Origin of the sequence: Bdellovibrio bacteriovorus, from assembly GCF_001592755.1 — a bacterium.
Lineage (GTDB): Bacteria > Bdellovibrionota > Bdellovibrionia > Bdellovibrionales > Bdellovibrionaceae > Bdellovibrio > Bdellovibrio bacteriovorus_E.
Genome location: NZ_LUKF01000017.1, coordinates 24,385 through 43,196, shown reverse-complemented (window position 1 = coordinate 43,196; position 18,812 = coordinate 24,385). Strand labels below are relative to the sequence as shown.

The window sequence follows — 18,812 nt, the reverse complement described above, 5'->3', positions numbered from 1 at the left end:
AGTTGCTACAATCTAGTAGTTCGAAACTTCTGTCTGATTATCAACATTTCTGGCGCCTTGTACGCCTTCAGCCAACTCTTCCACGCGAGCTTTTTCCTGATTGGTAGCAACCGCACCTTTTAATGTGATGTTACCGCCTTCAGAAATCACGGTGATGTTTTTAGCTCGAACAGAAAGACCTGGATCGTTCACTAAGGACTGACGCACACGACGAGTCAAATCTGTATCCGATTGACCAGTACTTGCTTGGTCCATAGCCGTCACGCCCGCAGCGCCCACGGCCGCACCACCCATCGCGGCTCCGGCAGAACTTGACGAAGATCCGTTATTGCTTGGAGAACGTGTTGTTGCTGTAGAGCTTGAAGAAGAGACTTCAGAGGGATCACGACTTGCTTCTGAAGTTGAAATAGTACGATCATAACTGCTTTCTTCTGCAGCTTGATTTACAGAAGTCGTATTCATACCTTCCATTTCTTTTTCTAAAGCGCTGCCTAAAGATTTTGTGGCTGCTTCTGTATCTGTCATGTTTTCTTTAACGGAAGTCGCCAAAGCAAGGGAAGAACTTAGTCCTACCGCCAGCATTGCAATAATACTTTTTTTCATAATAACCTCCAGTTGTTTCATCCTCGATTTTTGGGACCGTATTTATGATAGGCCAAGATCCATTTTCCCTCATCGTGTTTGATAGCAGTGAGTGCGTGCCTGGATGTGACGAATGTCACTAGATCATTCAAAAATGTAATGTGTTTTAGAGTGAATTCTATTTCATGCTGATGCTTTCAATAGCAATTCCCAGGAGGATACTACTATGGCACAGCAGTCCCGTGGCTCTATGTATGGCCGCAACCAAGAAAATCGTCCACGCAAAATCGATGAGCGCGAAGATTGGTACGAGCGTGATCCTATGGATGAAAGATCCGGCTATAGAAACGAAGTTCCATTCTCTGAAGAACGCCGCCGCCTTCGTCGCGATGATCGTTCAGACTATTCCCGTCCGACAGAATACTATCAAAAAAGAAACTATGATTCCTCCTATGACTATACCGGAAGAGCTTACCCACAACCGCGCTATCAGGGCTCTTCGGAGTACCGTGAAGAACTTGACAGAGCTTACCGGCAAAACTCCGGAGAACAGAACGTCAACTCTCCGGCCTATGCGCCCTCTTCTGGATTCATTGGTTCTTCCTCGTCATCAAGCTATTTCACAAATCAACAAGAAGGCCAAGGCCAGCATTATGGAAAGGGCCCGCGAGGCTTCACACGCTCTGACGATCGCATCAAAGAAGAAGTGTGCGAGATGCTGACTCGACACGGACAAATCGACGCTCAAGATATTGATCTTGAAGTGGACAACGGCATCGTCACACTTACCGGCACCGTGCCGGAAAGAAAAATGAAACATCTTGCCGAAGACTGTGCCGAGCACTGCTTAGGTGTGAAAGACATTATTAATAATATACGTGTAAAAAAAGAAGGTGAAGAGAGCAGCACCACTCTGCCCGCTTCTACCACCGTTGAAAAAACTACTTCCAAAAAAGGAAGAACATCTTCAACACCAAGACACTAACTAAAGGAGGCTTCGATGGCACCCTCATTAAAAGGAAAAAATATTGCGATTTTAGCGACGGACGGATTTGAAGAGTCAGAACTTTTTGAACCCAAAAAAGCCTTGGACGACGCTGGAGCGAAAACCACCCTGATTTCTTTAAAAGAAGGCGAAATCAAAGGTTGGGCAAAAACGAATTGGGGAAAATCCATCAAGGTGGATTTAACAGTGGAAAAAGCAAGTCCCGATGACTATGACGGCCTTCTGTTGCCCGGTGGCGTGATGAATCCCGACAAGCTTCGCAAGGAAAGCAAGGCCGTCGAATTCACTAAAAAGTTTGCCGAGTCTGGCAAACCTATCGCCGCCATCTGCCATGGTCCACAGCTGCTCATTGAAACAGGTATGGTGAAGGGACGTCGTATGACCTCTTACCCTTCGGTAAAAACAGATCTGAAAAATGCGGGCGCAACCTGGGAAGACAAAGAGGTGATTACTGACAACGGCTTAGTGACCAGCCGTAAACCCGAGGATATTCCCGCTTTCAATCGCAAGATGATCGAAGAATTTGCAGAAGGTCGTCATGTTCAAAGACCGGGAATAGACGCCTCTATTTAATTGTCACCTGTCAAATATGTAAAAAGCTTCCTTCTTAAAATGTAGGAAGCTTTTTTATTTTCCCCTTCCTTAGCAGAGCTTCTGTTCAAGATTTCTTGTCGGGGGTTTCAACAAAATACAAATAGCGAGACAATGAAGTCTGCAAGAATATCAAGGAGGTTTTTATGAAAACTCTACTTGTTGTCGCCTTAACTAGCCTCTTTGCAGCTAGCACGGGTATGGCACAAATGACGACGTCACCTAGTTCTACAGGAACGTCCTCGGGCTCCACCACAAGTGGCAGCACTTCTGGAACAACCGGAGCAACTGGTTCTGTGACAAGTTCTCCTTCAGGAACAACAACGTCTACAACCACACCTTCAGGTACAACTACAGGTTCAGCCACAACTAGTACGACCGATACAGGATCAACATTAGGTACTTCAACTTCATCCGTCAGTGGCGCACCGATGGGACCTCAAGGCGCCCCTACAACAACGAATACACCTCAGACTTCTCAAAACACTATGCAGCCGGGACAAAGCGAACTTGAACAATCTCAGCTAGAAATGCAAAGAACTATGGAAGAAAACCAACGGGATTTGCAAAACCAAACAACTCCCACAACTCCTTCAACAACCACACCATCCTCAACACCAGGTGGCACAAGCACCTTCTAAGGAGCGAAGCTCACGGGATAAAACCCGTGAGCTTTTTTTATACTTTCAAATCATTTTCGAAATAATCGCAAAGAGAATCGACCACGGTTTCAAGATTTTGGCTTTGCTCAAACACCAATCTCTGCTCCTGGTAACTGGGTGAGGCCATGTCCTTTTCAACTAAGTCTTGCAAATACTGGTCGTAGCGCAAGGTCGCACTGTCTTCTTTCATTTCTGCGATTAAATCCAGAATATCCTGGCGCACCGATTTCGTATTACCTTCGTTATCTATGAGCACATCCGCATCCAAGCCGAAGCGGGACGCTCGCCATTTGTTTTCTCGAATGAACCAATCCTGCGGAGTCGGTCGATGCTGACCGCTCTCAAGTTTCTTTTCTAAGTGACGTGCAAGTAAATGAATAAAAGCGACTAGACGACTGGTGCGACGGATCCCAGGCAGTCCATCACAAATACGAATTTCAAGGGTGCCATAGTTAGGGCTTGGACGAAGATCCCACCAAACATCTTTAAAGCTCTCGATACTGTGACTCTTTGTCAGCTTATGAATGATACTTTCAAAGTCAGCCCAAGACTCTACTTTGCAGGGATGTCCTCCCGCAGGATGAGACTCAAAAATCGTAATACGAGAAGACGCGAGTCCCGTATCTCTGCCCGCCCAGTAAGGTGAACTAGCGGAAAGCGCTAACATGTGCGGAAGATAGTAAAGAAACTCATTCATCATCTGAATACAACGGTCGCCGTCTTTCATACCTAAATGAACGTGCAATCCATAAATCATCAAGCGTCTTGCAATATGCTGATTGCGTTCGATGACGTACTCATAGCGCTCTGAAGGATAATAAATACGATCTTGCCATCGAGCGAAAGGATGAGTGCCATTGGCAGAAATGCGGGCCCCGCTTTTTTTGCAAATGCGATGAAGCTCGCGTGCCGAAAGCAAAAGTGTCTCTTCAACCTCTTGAACATTTTTGCAGATAGGTGTGTCGATCTCCAGCATGCTCTGGAAGATTTCAGGCTTTAAGTGAGGACCGGGTAACGACCACTCATCAAGAATTTCTGGTGAAATCGGATAAAGATCCCGAGTTTGCGGTTGAATGATTTGCAATTCAACTTCAACCCCCAAAGTAAGGGACTCCGATTTTCCGAATGGAATATTTGGTATCGTCATAAATTCACCCTACGGGAAAGATTCGCTGTAGGGCAAATTTATATATCTTAAAGTGTACGATAACGCTCTGCTCGCGTTAATTTAGACCTCGGTCTAATTTTGAATTCGCCGGAGACTTGTAACCAGATTTCAAAGATGAAAGATCTAACAAAGATCCATCCGCGAACTGACACATTGTAATCATCTGACCGCTGATAGATTCAGCGCGCACCGTTGTGGCATTCAAGCTTTCACAAGAAGATGCGGTTGAACTGACACCGCTTAAATAGGCGTTTAAAGATAGAGCGATTTTCTTGTCTGTCTTGTAAACAAAGAGCTCGTCCGCACCGACAAAAGAATTATCAAAAGAACAAGTCCACAAGAACTGATCTTTAGTTCCTTCAACAACTAATCCTTGAAAGAAACCTTCCGCTATACGACATACGCGCATCCACGGATTAGGGTTTGCCATTGCCGCACTGGACGAAAAACAAAGAACCATCAAAATCAAAATTTTCTTAAACATAGGGTCCTCACTGTGTGAGGCACGTATACCAGTGATTTCGGCGAATTCTCAAGAGGTTTTGAAAAAAAGGCGGCCCATCCACAGGTCTTCGCAAACACTTTTCTGTGAAAGAAAGAGTGTAAAGACCTTAGACACTCCTATAAGTGTTGCAATCCTCATTCACGGTTTTTGTGGTATTCCATCGCGGTTTCTACTTACTTTAGCGATTCGGAGCGGTCTCTGGTAATATCCACCCTGTTTTAACAACCTCGAATGGATAATAAAGGAGACCCCTATGAAAATGCTTCTTTCGGCATTTATTTTTCTTTCTTCTCTGAACGTATTTGCTTCTCCAGCACGTTCTCTTGAAGGCACTTACCAAGTGACTCAAGGCTGCAAAGTTGATAACTCCCGAATCGGCGTTTTGCAACTTATGTACTTCGAAGGAACACCTGTCACTATCGAAACCGATTCAGCAAATGGACTTTTGCTATTTACAGCAGAACACAACACCTTAGCATTGCCACTGACTTCAAGTTCAGAATTAGAGCACATGAACTTCGCAGACTATTATAAAAATTCAGAAGTGCGTGTCACTGAGAATGCGTATGCGATGCGAACAAAAGGTTCGGAATGGTCGACATGCGATAACTATCCATTCCCTGGAAGTCATCCTTGCCGTCGTAAATGGGATGACGCTGTCGGCATGAGCGTCAATGCTCAAGGTCAGTTGCAGATTCAATGGAAAATTGAAAATTCAAAAGGGACTTGCTTGCTAGAGCGTATGAAATAAAAAAAATGGGGGAGGTCATCCCTCCCCCGGACTCACGAAGGGAACCACCAAACCTTCGAAGAGTCGCAAAACACATAAAATTTAGAATCTAATTAAGAAGCCCTTTTATTCTTCACTTCCACCCTTTGGGGCCGGCGGGCTACTGTGACCCAGAGAGCGTACATCACGACTCCTGAGTAAAAGATGCAGAACATTGCTACGTCATGTAATTCAGTCATTGTCCTTCTCCTTTATTCGGCCTTCCCTGGCCTCGGAATCAAGTAGTGCCATCCTAGCGTCTTCTTGTTTCCGTCTTAAGAGCGTCCGTGCTCTTACTCATAGGACTGGTAGGCTACATATTCAGGTTAAAGATTTTTGCTAAAAATGTGTGCATTTTGAGGTCTAGGGGGCGATTTTATTGCGTATTGCAATATATTGACTCTGGGAAATGACAATGGTCTGATAAAGCCTCGCGCGCGGATGGTGGAATTGGTAGACACGTACGTTTGAGGGGCGTATGCGCAAGCGTGAGGGTTCAAGTCCCTCTCCGCGCACCACTAGAAAATTCCCAAAAACAACTGAATAATTTTCCAGAATAACCAGATCAAGAAATCTTATCTTCCTGTTTAGTTGCCCTACCCTTTATACCCATTTGGCAATTAAAGAGGTTCAAATGAATTTAAAGGTTTTCCTGTCCCTTTTGGTGACTGCGTCTGTCGTTCACGCTCAAGAGCAAACTCCGCCGCTCACTTTAGAAGAAGCTGCAAAGCTGTATAAGCCCACTTACAAAACTAACTTCAGCACTGACATGACAGCGTTCATGCAGAACTCACCAATCTTTAATGGTTTGGGTTTCGTTTACGTCAATCCAAACGGCGTTTCACCAAAAATCACGGAAACCGTTGTATTTCACACAAACACGGTGAAGGTTCCAGTGACGACAACAACGATTGTCGATGTCCCTTACACTTACACAGTCCCTGTTACGACAACAACAACGGTGACTGTTCCTTATACTTACACAGTTCCGGTTACAAGAACTTGGACGACGACATCAGTTGTTCGCACTGAGGTTGTTACTCCCTATAGCGTAGTTACGTCCCAAAGCAGTCAATTCGATATGCAGTGGGGTGGTGGCACCCTTCCATCTTGGACGGTCTCAGACGTTATTGACCAAGTCCTAGCCAATGCAGGTCAGTTAACACCTTCGGAAACCCAAACATTTAATGGTGCCGACGTTTCAAACTATTGGGTTATCAATGGAGCGCCAACAAGTGCCCAAGATGTGCGTGATGCATTGAAAAACTCTGGGATTAAAGCGCCTTGGACCAAGGGAGCTGTCGATATTTCCGGATACACCACAACGGGCGTTTCCAACGCGAATACAACAACGACAATTTCAAATCCTGCCGATTATGTTGATGGGTCCGGCGTATTACATCGCGCTCGCACGATCACAGTATCGACCTATTCCGCAGTTGAAGACAGATCCAAAACGACAGTTTATGGTTGGGTCGATACCAATGGAAATGGCATCGTCGACGACACCGACAACGTTACGGTACTTACTAATGGCTCCTTCCACGGTAACGCGACTTCAACAACGACGACTGAAACCGGAGAACGCGTCACGTTTACTGACGAAACAGTGACGGAACATCACTCCGAAACTGTTTTAGAAGAACGCACGGGAACACGCGAAGAAACTCGCACTGAAACTCGCGAAGAAGAGCGCGCAGGTGTTCGCCAAGAAGAGCGTTCTGAAACTCATGAAGAAGAACGCACTGAAACGACACAAGAAGTTGTTCGCAATAAAAAGAACACTTGGAAATTCAGCTTCTCTCCTATTCTTTCATTAGATATTCAAACACCAACGAAAATTACGAGCTTAGACTCTCAGTTCGTGGTTCCCACTGTTTCTCAGGGAACAAGCCGTAAATTTATCGAGCCTTCTTCTTCGAACAAAGGCTTCTTGGTTGAAAAGAAAGTGGCTGTCACTGGAGCTATCGGTGGCGCCGTGGTTGCTCAGTATTCTGCTTGGAAACCGGGAACCGCTTTGACATTGGGCATGGCTCCTATCGCGGGAACTGAAAAGACATTCCGCACGATTGTTAAAACGGGTTATGAAGCAGAAAACGTAAAAGTTCCTTCAGTTCCTTCTTCTTTGAATGATCTTAAAAAATTGAAAGTCGGCGACTCTATCAGCTTTGCGCAAATGGGTGGAGTTATGTTCTCTGCCGGCGCGGCGTACGTGGCCTTGAACGTCGGTGTAAATTACATCGCTATTGGTCAGTGGAAAACAGATATCCAAAAAGTAAACGACAATATCTACTATGTGAACCGCACTGCACTTAAAATGAATAACTTCGGTGCTTCTATTGGTACGACATTGACGGTGGCTTATTCTGCAAGCCAATTTAAATCCACAGACTCTCAATTTTCATGGGTATTCAACACTGCGGATTCTCAAGGTGCCAAAGCTTTGGAAAACTTCGTTTTCAAAGGTATTGCTCTTGATGCGCAAAAGCTTGTGAATTCAACGGGTGAAAAAGTTGTGATGGCAGTGACGAAGCAGGATAACATTGCTCGTGGTCATATGCGCACAATCAGCATGGGTGTTCCTTATATCACGGCTAGCTGGGGTAAAGGTCGCATCAATCAGACTCAATTAACTCAATACTTCCCTGACAATACTTTGGGTGACGCGAACTACTCAGTTTATTTGAAAGCGCGTGACAGCCGTATGTTCAACTGGATTGAGAACTCCACAGTGGCGTTCTCTGCCGGTCGCTACAATGTTCGTGATGTAAATACCAATGAACTTCAAGACTCTGGTTACATGGGTCAGTTCATCGTATCTTATACAGATACGCATACAAAAGGTTCTGAGCTTCAACGAGTGGTGAACCAACTTGTCGCTTTAACGGGAATGCATAAAGAGCTTTACGTTGAAGTTCCTAAAATAGGCAACTTAGGTTACGGCGCTCTTTCCTTCCAACTGACTTTTGATAAGTCCGCGACCGATTTCTTGATGGCTTTGGCGACAGACCGCATGGCTTCAAGAAAACTTGAAAGAGATGCGCAAGTGTTCCTGAATGGTTACGTGCGTGGAAATGGTTTTGATCGCAGAAACAACTCTTCTTCGACCGATCCTATCGGCATGTGCGGCACGATTTATAACAACAATATCGACACTTGTATCCGCCAAGCTCAAGAAGCGACATTGGATGCCACAGGTGAAGCTATCGTGAACCTTCGTGATATGAAGGCCGCTTTAGAGCGTGGCGATCGTCGAGCGTTCACGACCGCTTATGCGGACTTCGGTAAGTCATTGACGGCAAGTCCGTTCACGTTCCAAGCAGTCCTTTCAGCGGCGGTTGCAGGAACAGCAGGTAAAGGTGTCAGTTCTTCTTATAACGTGTCTGGAACGCGTATTAAAAACTACTCTTTAACACCTTCGTGGGATGCGGCTTTAGTTAATGAAGTAAATCCACTTGTTAAATAACTCTCGATTCAAATAAATTCGTCTTAAAGGCCAGGAATTCCTGGCCTTTTGTTTTTTACCACACGCCAGACCTTCATTCTTTATCTTCCCCTCTTCCGTTGATGTGATGACGTGGGGGCGGAAATGCTAAGTCGCTTTAAAGAGTTTTTAAAATCCAGTTTCATGGCGGCAGCGGGAGTCCTTCTTCCGGTCCTTCTGCTTATTTTCCTATTTGAAAAGATACTTATTATTTTAGAACGTTTGGCGACGCCGATTGCACAAACCCTCTTCCCTGCTCAATTTCTTGAAACCCCTCACGCATTGAAGCTCGCAACGATAATGATATTTGTCTTATTATCTATGCTGTTAGGATTATTTGCCCAGACGGATACGGGGCAAAAAGTGGGACATTGGCTTGAAGAAAAGACTCTTGGACGTTTTAAAATGTATCATGCGATGAAAGAGTTTTCTGAAAGACTGATTCCTTCTAAAACCAACAAACTGTTTGAGCCAGCCCTTCTGACCCGCGCTGACGAAATGAACGCACTGGTGTTCGTTGTTGAATACATCGACGAAGAGCGCGCGGTCATATTCGTCCCTGGTGTACCGACGGCCTTTAGCGGCAATCTCTATGTTGTTCCCCGACTAGATATAAAACTTCTGGATGTCCCCGTTATGGATGTCGCTAAGGTTTATTCGCGCTGGGGTGTCGGATACTCTAAAATTATCAAATCCACCAATACTACCGAGCGATTGCAAGGCATTGAACGCAGCCGCATGAACTGACTGTCTAATCTGTCAACAGTCCTGAATTTTATTCCTCTAGGGAAACCCCCTTTTTTGCGGTATAAAACGACTCGCAATTCGAATCAAATTTAGGAGCTCACATGAAAAAAGAGTTATTGGCCAGTGTTCTTACGCTGACTGCGGGTATGGCAAGTACGGTTTCTTTTCCTCAAACAGCTTTAGCAAAATCGACAATCGTCGAAAAAGAATTCGCGAAAAACTTTGTTTTAAAATCTGCGAACAAGGCACGTTACACAGATAGCGATGGCAAAGTCGTGATTGGACATCTTTATCTTTCGATCGAACAATCTCCGTTGACTCCAGACTCTCAAAATCAGTTGCGTGGTGAAATGACCGGCGTTTTCTATTTTGAAAGTGATGAAAAAACAGAAGAATACGACGGTGTTAAGTACACGACGAAAATTGTATTAGCTGGCGATGACGGTGAAGTGCTTTTGGATCGCACTCACAAAAGCCGCGACGAAAATCGTTACTCTCTTTACGGATGCAACTCGACTTTGACTTATTGCTCTCCTGAAAATTATGAACTGACATTGGCGCCGGGAAAACTTGCGACAATGAATCTGCAATTTTCAGCCAATATCGGTATTGAAGTTGAAGAAGTATGGCAAGGTGGTTCGCAATGGTCGCCTTACGCATACAATACTAAGATGATTGAAATCACAAAATAATGAGTCTTTGGCTGGAGCGCCTTTCTCGTGAATTTTCCGAGGCTGAATCCTCACAGATTCAGGCAGAGATATTTAATCTGAAAGGCCTTCAAGTCGAACTGGAATCTCTTTCGACGGAACGTCTTCAAGAGGGGCTTATTCGCATGGCCCCTTACCGACTTAAATATTCTGGAAATCTTCGTCACGGCCGTGTTGAAACCTGGCAGCAAGCCAACTCTTATATCGCCGAAAAAATTCAGACAAATCAGGCTCCGACTTGGCAAGACATCTTAAATCTCAATGCTCTGTTAACGAATCAAGTGAAGTCAGAGATACGCACAAAACCAGTTTATTTGGGACCTTTTGAAGCTTGTCCGCCCGAAGAACTTACGTCGAGTCTTCAGTACTTTGAAAATCACATCCTACAGAACAAAGATCAGTTACATCCGCTGATTGCCACGGCTCTTTGCCAATACTGGCTGGTAAGTCTTCATCCCTTTGAAGATGGAAACGGTCGCACTTCTGTAGTTCTAAGCGATTGGCTTTTAGGATTGCACGGCTATTTACCAATGAGCTTTGATACGAAGATCGATGGCTTAATAGCGACACTGTCTAATGATCGAGTTTCGGCAACACCGGGAAATGCCGTCATCAAACTAATAACGAATGTTCAACGTTCTTATCGACTGGTATTGAACGACGCTTAAGCGCGCTTCATTCTAAAACCTTGCATCATCATTCTATCAATCAAAGCGGCTGGTAGAAAACGACTCATTAAGGCAAAAATCTTTACGTTTTTCCCTAAAAGGTAATAGCGCTCAGGTTTTTTGCTTTCGATAGCGTGAAGCATCGCCTTTGTAACGTCCTCGACAGGAATCGCCGTTTTAACCGTCTCTAAAACGCCTTGCTTTAAAGCCTCTAACTGAGGTCCATAAACTTTGCGCATTTCATCACTCATACCTTTTTGCTGGTCTTCACTGTGCGAAATGGACTTGGACCAAATCTCTGTGCGCACGGGACCCGGTTCAAAAAGAACGACTTTCACACCTAAGGGTAAAAGCTCTCGTCTTAAGGAATCGTTAAACGAACGAAGTGCAAATTTTGATGAACAGTAAGGCGACAAGAAAGGTGTGGAAATTTGACCGCTGATGGATCCGACGTTGATGATGCGTCCTTTGGTCTCTCGCAAGAGAGGAAGAAAAACCTGTGTCAGACGAATCGGCGCAAAAACATTCACATCAAAAAGATCCTGCCACTCTTTGAGCGGTAGCGCCTCTATCGGTCCGCCCACAGCGATACCCGCATTGTTTACTAAAATCAATTCATCTTGAGTATTGATAGTGCGACGGATTTTTTCAAAAGCGTTTTGGATGTCTTCATCACTGGTAACATCAAGTTTTAAGACCGAGAGTTTATCCGGAAAACGAGATTGCAAGGATTGTAAAACTTCAGGACGTCTGACGCCCGCCCAGACACGATAACCTTTTTCACAAAGGTTTTTCGTTAAATCAAAACCGATCCCCGTAGAAGCTCCTGTTACCAAAACTTGTTTCAAGCAAAACTCCCCGCTAGTTCTTTGGTACCATGGAGCGCATTCACTGTCCATCTTCACTGGACTCTACCACACGTTCTTCACTTTAATTTGACAGCCTCTTTTTAAGAGACTGTCGTGCTGATTGTAATCTTACTTTCTAACAAGTTATGGATGGGACATCTTTCTAAGATATCAGAAAGGCGATCGCGCTGTTCTTGTGTTAAGTCCCCGCGATAAGAGATCTGACGGCTGATTTGAGTTTCCTCGCCCTCAGAGATAATTTTGACAACAACATCTGTGGACTCTAAAGGTATCCCTTTACGAGCCGCATACATTTGCGCCGTTAAAACCGTGCAAGCCGCCAAAGCGGCTTCCACGTACTCATGAGGATTAGGGCCTTCATCGCGCCCTCCTAGCTTTTCTACAAGTCCCGCTACGAAGTCATGATTCCTTACTTTGAGTTCAGCCACCATGGTGTCTGATTTTCTTTGTGCTTTAACCATTTGCTGTCTCCATTCTTAATTCTGTGTCCGCCTTAGCAGAAAGTGCCGCTAAAAGACTGTTGAGTTTTGAATAAGCCAAAATGAACTCGCCGTCATAACCTAGATAGTTCTGGATACGGGCATTAATGGGTGATCCATCTTGTTGCAGAACAAAGACGATTTGGTCTCGCACGTCACGCAAATCCAAGCTCTGCACCTCTTCTTCGTCCAAGAAGGCATCTATATCCGCAATCAGAGTTGAAAACGGGCGCATCCATGCAAACTCCTGATCCTGCGTTAACAGAAAAAGAAAATCGAAAGACGAAAGTTTTCTTTGCAAAAGCTTTTCAGCCTCCAAACGCTCTCTATCTAAGAAAAGACGATGAAGATTTTTAAGCTCTTTGTTGATTTCTTGCATTTGCCATTTCATGGCGTTCTCCTTTTAAGGAAGGTCGAAAAGAATAAACTCTGCGCCTTCGCTCCATTGAAATTTCAAGCGTTCAACTCCGGTAATTCCCGCGCCGTCGCCCGCTTGCAAAGTTTCCCCTTCCACTTGCACATCGCCTTTGATCACTTGCACCCACAGATGGCGGTGTTGATAAGTTTTCAGAAGTTTTTCTCCCGCGTCTTGAGCTTTGGCCGCGTACATATCCACGTCTTGGTTGATCGTGATGGACCCGTTGCGACCATTTTTAGAAGCCACTAAAACAAGATCACTGCAGGATAAATCACTTCCAAAGAAAGTCTTTTGTTCATAGCCGGGTGCCAGACTTTTTTCTTGAGGCTGAATCCAGATTTGCAAAAAGTGCGTCGTCTGGTCGTGAAGATGATTGTATTCTGAGTGACGAACTCCTGTACCTGCGCTCATGCGTTGCACTTCGCCGGGTTTAATGATGGTGCTGTTTCCCATGGAATCTTTGTGCTCTAAAGCGCCTTCGATCACATAAGAAATGATTTCCATATCACGATGCCCGTGAGTATCAAAACCTGTCCCACCTTCGATGCGATCTTCGTTGATCACACGCAGAACACTAAAGCCCATGTTTTTTTCGTCGTAATACTCGGCAAAAGAAAAAGTGTGGTTTGAGTTGAGCCAACCGTGGTGAGCTTGTCCGCGTTCGTTTGATCTTCTAACTTGAATCATATGTTTCTCCCTATGAAGAAGAAACTACCGCCAAGCGAATATAAATGATATTTCTTATTTTTTATAAACTATATATATTTACGTTATATAGTTTAATCACAGTTACCTTCCCAGCGGCCCGCCTGTAAAGAGCCGTTGCTCCAGCCTGACCAAATACCCGACGTATTATCCCGCACGCGCACTTGGAAACTCATCTCTGAACCTCCGCAGCGACCTTCTAACGACAGACTATTGCTAGTCCCGCCACCGGTGACGATACCTGTAGAACCCATCCCGCCGTTGTTATTGCTAACTGTACCTAGGACCCATTCATAACTATATCCACCGCTTCCCACGCCACCGGCGGGCGTAATGGTTGCCGTGGTTCTTTGATCGCCCAAGGATCCAAAGCTGACCGTATTATAACCTATGCTTAAAGAAACGGCCGGATAATTTTGGCACGAAGTGATCGTGTAAGATCCCGGCATACTTCCATTTGTACAACCCCGCGCCTGCGACAACGAAGCACAAGTTGTTGGCGCAACAGCGGAAGTCGCCGAATAAGCGGTGCCTAAGAATCCATGCGACACATTTCCCCACGGCGTGCCCGTACATCCCGGCGTACATGTTAATGCCGAATAAGATCCACTCATCACACCGCTATTGCATGTGCGCACTTCAGAAACGCATGTTCCCGCAGGCAAGCCAGCTGCGTAGGAAGTGTTTGAATATCCGTGAGCGACATTCCCCCAAGGAGTTACCGTACAGCCATCATTACATGTAACTTCATTAAAGCTTCCTGACAGGACCCCATCTGAACATGTGCGCGTCTCTGCAATCGCGGAACATGACGATGTCGGTGCGGACTGTGAATAACCTTGGACTGTAGCTCCGTGGGCTAGCGTTCCCCATGGTGTGCTTGTACAAGAAAGTGCTGCACGCGTTGTCACTGACCAAATATTGGAAGTGATGTTTCCTAAGGTGACCTGGGCCGTGACCGCCGTAGAGAAGGACGAAGATGACGTGCGACGGATCGTGATCGTATCTCCGGGCAGAAAGCCACCTACCGATGTACCACCCCAGACTCCATTTCGAGCGATGGCAGAGCAGCCCGTGCAATTCGCAATCAACGGGCCATCAAAGCCACCAAGGGTTAAAGTATTTGAAGTGATCACGGTCGAAAGTTCTACACTAGACTGTGCGGCGAAGACCAAGGCATCAGGTGTGTTGTCGGTGCAATGATCTCCACTTGGATCATAGCCGATGTCACAAGTTAGAACCGAACTTACTGGACAGTTGTTAGCACCACTTCCCGAACCAGAATACACCACCGCCGTAGCGTGCGCGGGAACATTGGTACATGCATAGCGAGTGTCGTTATTCGCAGGCGAATAAAATCCTGAACCCACATCTGTACATGCGCTTCCATCCCAGTATTTATCTGTGGCGCACAGGGCGCGACAGGTAAGACCATTTTGTGTGTAGTTCGTTTCACAGGTGTCGATGCTCGCGATTGGACAAGCGTTGCTTGTTAAACCTGAACTTGCGCCATAGCTAACACTTGCCGCATGCGCGGGTTTATTCGTACAGGCCGTCACCGTGCTAGAGCCCGTGCCGTCGACATAGGTCCCAGTCCCCGCGGTCACACAAGAATTTGAAATACTATTTGATGGCTGATAAGTCCCTGGGGCACACTGCACGCACGAACCGGAACTTAAGTAGTTTCCCGGTCCACACTTCACTGTTAAAACCTGGCTGCCCGATGCGGACCAATTACCGGCATCGTCTCGCTCTTGCACATACAAGGTATGAGTTCCGAATGCGACATCACTAACAGAGGCAAAACTTAAAGATGTCGTTACCGTGGCACCGGAAGAAAGATCTGAATCACCGATCTTATAGCGATAGGTTCCGTTCCCACCGCCGCCCCCGCTCACCCACGTCCATACGGGGCGAACACCAGCATCTGCGGCGGCTGGCAAGATTGGCGGATTTGGAGGAACAGTGTCGACTCGAATCGTGATCGTGTCTGGTTCAGAATAAGGATCCTGGCTTAGTGAATTGAGTGAACGCACTTGAATCAGGTGATCGGTTTCGGGGTTTCCTGTGAGCACCGGAAGAGTCAAAGACCAAGCGCCTGATGTACAAGAAATCAAAGCATTGTTCCAAGCACCGCCGCCGATTTTAACTTCCATTCCGTTGGTCTTTTCGGACAAACATGTACCTTGTAAAAACGGAGTCGTATCATTTGTTACAAAATCACGACCGCTATTTGATGTGATGATAGGCGAAGGAACGGAAGGACGCTTGTAGTTCACTTCGTAAGTGGTTGGAACGGTCTTTCCATCCGGATAAACTGAAGAGGCTTCAAACAAGATCATTCGATCGTTGTTTGGGTTTGGGACTTTGTAATTCACAGTAAATGTTAATGTCGAAGGATCGCAGTTGGCATTTAAAGTTTCACCTTCTACAAGAAGACGTACCTGCAAAACGTCTTCGGGACACTGCCCTTCGAGTTCCAACAAAATTTCATCCAAAACAACTTCATTGATTTTGTGAGCCGTCACCGTAGGCGGCAAAGAAACAGACTTATGTAATGCAAGCTCTAGCGTACAGCCGGACGCGAAGAAAGACGTAAGCAAAAGAAGTTCCCGAATACGCACTAGTGACTTCATCTTTATCTCTTCGGCGAACATTGCGGAATTTAAAGATTCACTGTGCCATGGTTTTGTCAGGATTGTGTTAGGAAGTGTCTCTATAAGGAACGAAGATTTCAGAGTGGAACGTCATTGCGATATTTTTTCTAGAGAAAAAATTCTCGCCCAAAACACAAAAGTCGAGTCATGCATTTCTTAAGGTGCAAGTTCTGCCGAGACGGCAGAACTGTCGCCGCCATATCCAGCATCTCCCCACGTCACGACAGATCCATCCGTTTTTACAGCAGCAAAAGCTTTGCTTGTGGAATAAATTTTGACGACATTGGAACTTAAAGATGTAGCTACACTGGTTGAATCGCCGCCGTAAGAGGGATGACCCCAGGTCACCACGGATCCATCTGATTTGATTGCGGCAAATGCATTTCTGTTCGCAAATATTTTTACAACATTTGAACCCGCTGCCGTCACAGATGTAGGTGCGGCGCCACCGCAATTAGCAGCTCCACAACCCGTTCCACCCCACGCGATCACTCGACCATCGTGTGTAAGCGCAGCAAAAGCATATTGAGATGCAAAAACGGAGACAATATTTCCCGCTGTCGTTGCTTCTGTCGGAGCTACACCACCGGCATCTGCATTTCCCCAGGAAACAACACTCCCATTATCCATCTTTGCGGTGAATGCTGAGAAGCTGGAGACGACATCCAAAACACCGGCTCCAGGAGCCGTGAGTTCTGCCGGTGTGATTCCTCCATTGGTACCTCCCGATCCTCCACCCCAAGCAACAATCGAGCTGTCTGTTTTTAAAGCGACGAACGCAAAATTATTATTAAAGAGCTTCACAACGTTCGTCGATGCAACAAGTTCAGAAGGAAGTGTACTTCCATTCGTCAAGTTACCCCAAGCGACGACGGAGCCATCAGACTTTAGGGCGGCAAAAGCGCCGTCGTTCGCCTTCACACTTGTCACACCCGAAGACAAACGAGAAGCCACAGCAGAACTATTTCCGCCGATGGATGCCGAACCCCAGGTTACGACAGCTCCATCAGCTTTCATGGCGGCGAAGGCACCGGTATTACTTACGATACTCTTTACGTTGACCAAAGCCGCACCTACAGAAGACGAATCGCCTCCCAAAGCGGAATTCCCCCAGGTGATAACGGAACCATCTACTTTCACCGCCGCAAAGGCGGACCCAGTTCCGTAGACATCTTTAACTCCATAGCTCAGTTGGCTGACAACGGCAGAGCTTGATCCTCCAGCTGCGCTATCTCCCCAAGTCACAACGGACCCGTTGGCTTTTACCGCCGCAAAGGCGATTGAAGTCGAGGCCACTTTAACAACATTCGTTGAAACATCACCAGAAACGGCCGCACTATTGCCTCCCCAACTAGATTCCCCCCAAGTAATAACTTTCCCACCCTTCACGGCGGCGAAGGAATAAAGATTCGAAAAGATCTCAACGGCAGGCAAAAGAAATGTTCTGTTGACGGAACTAGAATGCCCCACCGCATCCGTAAGAGTTGCCGTCAAAGAAACCGAATTCACAGAAATCGCGCTACTGAAATCAATCAGAGCACTCCAAACACCACTACTACAAGTCACGATATTTTCGGTGGCCCAATTAAATGCTATTGTTCTCCCATTTTCACTACAGGTACCGGAAACAGCGGCCCACTGAGTACGAGTAGGAAATTGAAAGTTTTCTGCCGGTGAAGTAATTGCGATAGCAGGGGCCGTATTATCAACCGTCACCGGCGACAACACAACCGAGCCAGCGGCGTTTCCGGCCTCGTCTTGCGCTGTGTTCTCTTTCACAGTCACGGAAACTGCTCCATCACCAGAACAGTTTGTAACGACAATATTTCGATTTGCGCCAGTACCATTGACGGCCACACTGCATCCTACTGTTGCACCAGAAAGAACGATATCTGACGCAGATAACGAAATACTCGAAAAACCAGAATACTCTAAACTCCATGAAAATGTCGCGGTCATTGTGCCAGGGGAAGAAGGAGAGCTGAGAACAGTGATCATAGGCGGAGTAAGATCCACTTCGATGGAATCTGAGAGAGTGCACGACGTGACATTGCCCGCGGCATCCTTGGCTTTTAAATAAAACGTCTTTATACCTTCACCACTTAGAGCAGCTACGCTGCCCGTTGCTGGGCCCCAGGCACCGCCCGAAACGCAGGTTGCATCTTCCGTCACATAAACTTCGGCAATACGGTCTCCCGTTACCGCATAGGGAATACTTAAAGAATTCGAGTAAGCGTCGCCGTTTTTCAAAACGAAGGATGTGATTGTCGGAGGTACTATTTGAATCGAGATATTCAGATTTTGTTCTTCAATCGAAAAAGTTCTTTTGCTTCCACGCCAATTCAAGCTTCCGGCTTTTAACTTAATACGGATATTGGAAGCCACAACACCGTTATCCGAAGCCGCAGTCACCGTGAAGAAACAAACATTGGTGTCGCTATCACAAGCGATATCGCCATCGCGAGTCGCATTTTCGATTTCAAACATTTCGGCTTTCAAGGATGCCGCATCGGCCATCTTAGGTAAAGCCAATGAGACCGGGATGCCTGTTACTTTATTAGTGGGGTTTGACGGAGTGGATAAACCCACGTCGAGTGTTTGTGAAGCTAGCATTTGCACTTGCAGATCGCGTTCCGTACACGCCTGTAAAATAAAGAACAGGCAAAGCAGGAAAACCCTGCGAAATACTTGCACATTATTGAAAAGACGATCCACAGTTTGCACACTTACTTATCGGCAGAACACTCACTTTCGTCTAGAGTTTTGGCAGGGGAAATTTCAATCTAAATCAT

General features: G+C 46.1%; 17 protein-coding genes and 1 tRNA gene. 9 read left to right on the top strand and 9 right to left on the bottom strand.

The annotated features are described in order from the left end of the window. Positions 1–12: 12 nt before the first annotated feature. Positions 13–603: a BON domain-containing protein gene (locus AZI85_RS12620; RefSeq protein ID WP_063244415.1), complete on the bottom strand. Its 591-nt coding sequence runs from the start codon at positions 601–603 to the stop codon at positions 13–15. Between the two features lie 205 nt (positions 604–808). Here AZI85_RS12620 and AZI85_RS12615 point away from each other — a divergent pair, with 205 nt between their 5' ends. From AZI85_RS12615 to AZI85_RS17665, 3 genes are all read left to right on the top strand, one after another. Then, positions 809–1,567, top strand: coding sequence for a BON domain-containing protein (locus AZI85_RS12615; RefSeq protein ID WP_063244414.1), 759 nt, complete (start codon positions 809–811; stop codon positions 1,565–1,567). Positions 1,568–1,582: 15 nt separating this feature from the next. Next, positions 1,583–2,161, top strand: coding sequence for a type 1 glutamine amidotransferase domain-containing protein (locus AZI85_RS12610; protein ID WP_063244413.1), 579 nt, complete (start codon positions 1,583–1,585; stop codon positions 2,159–2,161). A 164-nt stretch (positions 2,162–2,325) separates the two neighbouring features. After that, on the top strand, positions 2,326–2,820 hold the full coding sequence (locus AZI85_RS17665) for a hypothetical protein (RefSeq protein ID WP_155724033.1): 495 nt from the start codon (positions 2,326–2,328) through the stop codon (positions 2,818–2,820). A 37-nt stretch (positions 2,821–2,857) separates the two neighbouring features. Here the strand turns inward: AZI85_RS17665 and AZI85_RS12595 are convergent, their stop codons facing one another. Beyond that, positions 2,858–3,988, bottom strand: coding sequence for a carboxylate-amine ligase (locus tag AZI85_RS12595; protein ID WP_063244410.1), 1,131 nt, complete (start codon positions 3,986–3,988; stop codon positions 2,858–2,860). A 76-nt stretch (positions 3,989–4,064) separates the two neighbouring features. Further along, positions 4,065–4,493 carry a hypothetical protein gene (locus tag AZI85_RS12590; protein ID WP_063244409.1) on the bottom strand — a complete coding sequence of 143 codons (429 nt, stop codon included), beginning with the start codon at positions 4,491–4,493 and terminating at the stop codon, positions 4,065–4,067. Between the two features lie 274 nt (positions 4,494–4,767). Here AZI85_RS12590 and AZI85_RS12585 point away from each other — a divergent pair, with 274 nt between their 5' ends. The 6 genes from AZI85_RS12585 to AZI85_RS12560 all read left to right on the top strand — a co-directional run bounded on the left by AZI85_RS12585 (position 4,768) and on the right by AZI85_RS12560 (position 10,892). Continuing rightward, positions 4,768–5,265 (top strand): hypothetical protein, encoded by a 498-nt coding sequence (locus tag AZI85_RS12585; protein ID WP_063244408.1) that lies wholly within the window; start codon positions 4,768–4,770, stop codon positions 5,263–5,265. Positions 5,266–5,718: 453 nt separating this feature from the next. After that, positions 5,719–5,801 (top strand) — tRNA-Leu (locus AZI85_RS12580). A gap of 116 nt (positions 5,802–5,917) precedes the next feature. Continuing rightward, positions 5,918–8,749, top strand: a complete 2,832-nt coding sequence (locus AZI85_RS12575) for a hypothetical protein (RefSeq protein ID WP_063244407.1) — start codon at positions 5,918–5,920, stop codon at positions 8,747–8,749. 123 nt (positions 8,750–8,872) lie between these two features. Further along, entirely contained in the window at positions 8,873–9,514 is a 642-nt protein-coding gene (locus AZI85_RS12570; protein ID WP_063244406.1) for a hypothetical protein, read from the top strand. Positions 9,515–9,615: 101 nt separating this feature from the next. Next, complete coding sequence (locus AZI85_RS12565; protein WP_063244405.1) at positions 9,616–10,206, top strand: hypothetical protein; 591 nt, start codon at positions 9,616–9,618, stop codon at positions 10,204–10,206. Then, positions 10,206–10,892 (top strand): Fic family protein, encoded by a 687-nt coding sequence (locus AZI85_RS12560; RefSeq protein ID WP_063244404.1) that lies wholly within the window; start codon positions 10,206–10,208, stop codon positions 10,890–10,892. The genes AZI85_RS12565 and AZI85_RS12560 overlap by 1 nt, the downstream gene beginning before the upstream one ends. Here the strand turns inward: AZI85_RS12560 and AZI85_RS12555 are convergent. The 6 genes from AZI85_RS12555 to AZI85_RS12530 form a co-directional block, all read right to left on the bottom strand. Further along, positions 10,889–11,740 (bottom strand): SDR family oxidoreductase, encoded by an 852-nt coding sequence (locus AZI85_RS12555; RefSeq protein WP_063244403.1) that lies wholly within the window; start codon positions 11,738–11,740, stop codon positions 10,889–10,891. The two genes, AZI85_RS12560 and AZI85_RS12555, sit on opposite strands and share 4 nt — an antisense overlap. 101 nt (positions 11,741–11,841) lie before the next feature. After that, positions 11,842–12,222 (bottom strand): OsmC family protein, encoded by a 381-nt coding sequence (locus AZI85_RS12550; protein WP_063244402.1) that lies wholly within the window; start codon positions 12,220–12,222, stop codon positions 11,842–11,844. Next, a complete protein-coding gene (locus AZI85_RS12545) occupies positions 12,215–12,631 on the bottom strand; it encodes a hypothetical protein (RefSeq protein ID WP_063244401.1) in 417 nt (138 codons plus the stop codon). Before AZI85_RS12545 ends, AZI85_RS12550 begins: the two co-directional genes overlap by 8 nt. Before the next feature lie 12 nt (positions 12,632–12,643). Further along, positions 12,644–13,345, bottom strand: a complete 702-nt coding sequence (locus AZI85_RS12540) for a pirin family protein (protein ID WP_063244400.1) — start codon at positions 13,343–13,345, stop codon at positions 12,644–12,646. 92 nt (positions 13,346–13,437) lie between these two features. After that, positions 13,438–15,999 carry a hypothetical protein gene (locus AZI85_RS12535; protein ID WP_063244399.1) on the bottom strand — a complete coding sequence of 854 codons (2,562 nt, stop codon included), beginning with the start codon at positions 15,997–15,999 and terminating at the stop codon, positions 13,438–13,440. 177 nt (positions 16,000–16,176) lie between these two features. Continuing rightward, positions 16,177–18,744, bottom strand: a complete 2,568-nt coding sequence (locus AZI85_RS12530) for a hypothetical protein (RefSeq protein WP_063244398.1) — start codon at positions 18,742–18,744, stop codon at positions 16,177–16,179. Positions 18,745–18,812: the final 68 nt, after the last annotated feature.

What these genes read in the sequence shown, in the direction of transcription:
- AZI85_RS12620 (WP_063244415.1), bottom strand. Translation starts at nt 603, where the DNA reads ATGAAAAAAAGTATTATTGCAATGCTGGCGGTAGGACTAAGTTCTTCC.
- AZI85_RS12615 (WP_063244414.1), top strand. Translation starts at nt 809, where the DNA reads ATGGCACAGCAGTCCCGTGGCTCTATGTATGGCCGCAACCAAGAAAAT.
- AZI85_RS12610 (WP_063244413.1), top strand. Translation starts at nt 1,583, where the DNA reads ATGGCACCCTCATTAAAAGGAAAAAATATTGCGATTTTAGCGACGGAC.
- AZI85_RS17665 (WP_155724033.1), top strand. Translation starts at nt 2,326, where the DNA reads ATGAAAACTCTACTTGTTGTCGCCTTAACTAGCCTCTTTGCAGCTAGC.
- AZI85_RS12595 (WP_063244410.1), bottom strand. Translation starts at nt 3,988, where the DNA reads ATGACGATACCAAATATTCCATTCGGAAAATCGGAGTCCCTTACTTTG.
- AZI85_RS12590 (WP_063244409.1), bottom strand. Translation starts at nt 4,493, where the DNA reads ATGTTTAAGAAAATTTTGATTTTGATGGTTCTTTGTTTTTCGTCCAGT.
- AZI85_RS12585 (WP_063244408.1), top strand. Translation starts at nt 4,768, where the DNA reads ATGAAAATGCTTCTTTCGGCATTTATTTTTCTTTCTTCTCTGAACGTA.
- AZI85_RS12575 (WP_063244407.1), top strand. Translation starts at nt 5,918, where the DNA reads ATGAATTTAAAGGTTTTCCTGTCCCTTTTGGTGACTGCGTCTGTCGTT.
- AZI85_RS12570 (WP_063244406.1), top strand. Translation starts at nt 8,873, where the DNA reads ATGCTAAGTCGCTTTAAAGAGTTTTTAAAATCCAGTTTCATGGCGGCA.
- AZI85_RS12565 (WP_063244405.1), top strand. Translation starts at nt 9,616, where the DNA reads ATGAAAAAAGAGTTATTGGCCAGTGTTCTTACGCTGACTGCGGGTATG.
- AZI85_RS12560 (WP_063244404.1), top strand. Translation starts at nt 10,206, where the DNA reads ATGAGTCTTTGGCTGGAGCGCCTTTCTCGTGAATTTTCCGAGGCTGAA.
- AZI85_RS12550 (WP_063244402.1), bottom strand. Translation starts at nt 12,222, where the DNA reads ATGGTTAAAGCACAAAGAAAATCAGACACCATGGTGGCTGAACTCAAA.
- AZI85_RS12545 (WP_063244401.1), bottom strand. Translation starts at nt 12,631, where the DNA reads ATGAAATGGCAAATGCAAGAAATCAACAAAGAGCTTAAAAATCTTCAT.
- AZI85_RS12540 (WP_063244400.1), bottom strand. Translation starts at nt 13,345, where the DNA reads ATGATTCAAGTTAGAAGATCAAACGAACGCGGACAAGCTCACCACGGT.
- AZI85_RS12535 (WP_063244399.1), bottom strand. Translation starts at nt 15,999, where the DNA reads ATGAAGTCACTAGTGCGTATTCGGGAACTTCTTTTGCTTACGTCTTTC.